We start from the raw sequence: 3,098 nt of genomic DNA on the forward strand, positions 1-3,098 counted from the left end.
CATCGGGCCGACCCGCCGGCCTCAGCCGCCGGCCGGTCCGACGTCGAGAATCCGGATCGCGGCCGCTCCCGTCTCGTTGCTGGCGGCAAGGTCCACCTCGGCGCTGATGCCCCAGTCCCGGTTGCCGGCCGGGTCATCAAAGATCTGCCGTACCTTCCAGACGGCCGGCTGCTCCTCGATGATCAGCAGCGCCGGTCCGCGCGCATCCGGCCCGATGCCGAGGTCGTCGTACTCCTCGTAGTAGGCGTCCATGGCGTCCGCCCAGCGGTCGGCGTCCCAGCCCGCATCGGCATCCAGGGCACCGAGGTCCTCTTCCTGCTCCTCGGCGAACAGTTCCACCCGGCGGAACAACTCGTTGCGCACCATCACGCGGAAGGCCCGGATGTTATCCGTCAGTTTCGGCGGCTCCTGCGTGAACACCGACTCGGCGGCGTGCTCGGCCGCCAGATCTGCGGCGCCCTTGCCCGCGGCGAGTTCTTCCCACTCGTCCAGCAGGCTGGAGTCGACCTGCCGCACCAGCTCGCCCAGCCAGGCGATGATGTCGGCCAGGTCCTCGCGCAGGGCCTCGGCCGGCACGGTCTGCCGCAGTGCCTTGTAGCCGTCGGTCAGGTAGCGGAGCACTATGCCCTCGCTGCGGGCCAGCCCGTAGAACTGCACGAACTCGCCGAAATTCATCGCCCGTTCGTACATGTCACGGATGACCGACTTCGGCGCAAGTTCAAAATCGCCCAGCCAGGGCGCACCGTGGCGGTAGGTCTCGAAGGCGGCCTCGAGCAGCTCGGCCAGCGGCTGCGGGTAGGTGACCTCGTCCAGCAGGGCCATCCGCTGGTCGTATTCGATGCCGTCGGCCTTCATCGCAGCCACTGCTTCGCCGCGTGCCTTCTTCTCCTGCGCGGACAGGATCTGGCGGGGCTTCTCCAGCGTGGCCTCGATGATGGAGACCACGTCCAGGGCATAGCCGCCGTCTTCGGGGTCCAGCAGGTCCAGACTGGCCACGGCGAACGGGGAAAGGGGTTGGTTCAGCGCGAAATTCGGCTGCAGCTCCACCTTCAGTCGGACGAGGTGCCCGTTCTCGTCCGGAGCGTCCAGGCGTTCCACCAGGCCGGAAACCACCAGCTCCCGGTAAATGCCCAGTGCCTTCTTGATCAGCTTCAGCTGGGATGCGCGAGTTTCGTGGTTGCGCGTCAGCAACCGTTTGGCGGCGGCGAACGGGTCCCCGGGGCGCTCGAGAATGTTCAGCAGCATCGCGTGGCTGATGGTAAAGCTGGACGTCAGCGGTTCGGGGTCGCTCTCCACCAGCTTGTGGAAGGTCGGTTCGCCCCAGCTCACGAAGCCGGTCGGCGGCTTCTTCTTCACCACTTGGCGAAGTTTTTTCTGGTCATCGCCAAACTTGGCTACCGCCTTGGCCATCGCCTTGGTGTTCTCCACCACGTGTTCCGGGGCCTGCACGACGACGGTGCCCGCCGTGTCATAGCCGGCCCGGCCCGCGCGCCCGGCGATCTGATGGAATTCGCGCGCGTTGAGCAGGCGGGTGCGCACGCCGTCGTACTTGCTCAAGGCGGTCAGCAGCACGGTGCGGATGGGCACGTTGATGCCCACCCCCAAGGTGTCGGTGCCGCAGATGACCTTCAGCAGCCCGGCCTGCGCCAACTGCTCCACGAGCCGCCGGTACTTGGGCAGCATGCCCGCGTGATGGACGCCAATGCCGTGCCGGACCAGGCGGTTGAGGGTCTTGCCGAATCCGGCCGCGAACCGGAAACCGGAGATCAGTTCCGCGATGCGGTCCTTCTCCTCCCGGGTGCAGACGTTGATGCTCATGAGGTTCTGTGCGCGCTCGATGGCTTCCAACTGGCTGAAGTGCACCACGTAGACGGGTACCTGCTTGGTGGAGAGCAGTTCCTCCAGCGACTCCTGCACGCTGGTCTGCACATAGTAGTAATGCAGCGGAATGGGGCGTTCGGCCGAACTGACGGTGACCGTCGCCCTGCCGGTGAGGTCGGTGAGTTCCTTCTCGAACCGGGTCACGTCGCCCAGCGTCGCGGACATCAGCAGGAACTGCGCCTGCGGCAGTTCCAGCAGCGGCACCTGCCAGGCCCAGCCGCGCTGCGGGTCGGAGTAGTAGTGGAACTCGTCCATGACCACCGTGCCAAGGTCCGCGGCGGAGCCCTCGCGCAACGCGATGTTGGCCAGTATCTCGGCGGTGCAGCAGATAATCGGGGCGTCCTGGTTGACCGACGAGTCGCCGGTGACCATGCCGACGTTCTCCGGGCCGAAGATGTCGCACAGGGCGAAGAACTTTTCCGACACGAGCGCCTTGATAGGTGCCGTGTAATAGCTGACGGTCCCGGCGGACATGGCGTGGAAGTGGGCCGCGATCGCGACCAACGACTTCCCCGACCCGGTGGGGGTAGCCAGGATGACGTTGTTGCCGGTGACCAACTCCATGACGGCTTCGTCCTGGGCAGGGTAGAGCGACATTCCACGGGATTCGACCCACTCGGTGAACCAGGTGTACACGTCGTCGGGATCTGAGGCAGTGCCGGTGCCCGGCAGGAGCTGGAGAAGATTCATGTTGTTTCCAGCTTATGCGGTGGTTGTGCCCCGCCATGCGGGCACCCGGCGGTGCGTGCCCCGGCGGGGGCGTGGCGTAACGTACTGCCCATGCACTGGGACCCGCAGAAGTATGTGGAATTCGCCGGCTACCGCGACCGGCCGTTTTTTGACCTGACCGGAAGGATCGCCGCCGACGACCCCGCAGTGGTGGTGGATCTGGGCTGCGGCCCGGGCGGCCTGACGGCGGCGCTCGCCGACCGCTGGCCCGCCGCCAGCGTCACCGGAGTGGATTCCTCGCCCGAGATGATCCGGCAGGCACAGCAGCGGCACACCTCGGCCAGGTTGGCATTCGTGGCAGGGGATATCCGGACCTGGACCCCTCCGGCGGAGCTGGACGTGCTGGTGTCCAACGCAGCGCTGCAGTGGGTGCCCGGGCACCAGGACCTCATGCGTTCCTGGCTGCGCGCCATGAAGCCCGGCAGTTGGCTCGCCGTGCAGGTACCCGGCAACTTCGCCGCGCCGTCGCACGCGCTCATGCGGGCGCT

The 3,098-nt window shown here is 66.7% G+C and carries 2 protein-coding genes; one reads left to right on the forward strand and one right to left on the reverse strand.

The window, feature by feature from the left end; genetic code table 11:
• Positions 1-21: 21 nt before the first annotated feature.
• Complete coding sequence (locus AC5RUJ_RS13530) at positions 22-2,571, reverse strand: DEAD/DEAH box helicase (RefSeq protein WP_494013913.1); 2,550 nt, start codon at positions 2,569-2,571, stop codon at positions 22-24.
• A gap of 90 nt (positions 2,572-2,661) precedes the next feature.
• Between AC5RUJ_RS13530 and AC5RUJ_RS13535 the strand changes: the two genes are divergently transcribed.
• Positions 2,662-3,098: methyltransferase domain-containing protein (locus AC5RUJ_RS13535; RefSeq protein WP_494156001.1), on the forward strand; the 437-nt coding region annotated here is incomplete at its 3' end.

Source organism: Arthrobacter sp. Y3223164 (genome assembly GCF_059091005.1).

Bases quoted from the DNA above. Each gene is read 5' to 3' on its own strand.
- AC5RUJ_RS13530 (WP_494013913.1), bottom strand. From the start codon at position 2,571: ATGAATCTTCTCCAGCTCCTGCCGGGCACCGGCACTGCCTCAGATCCC.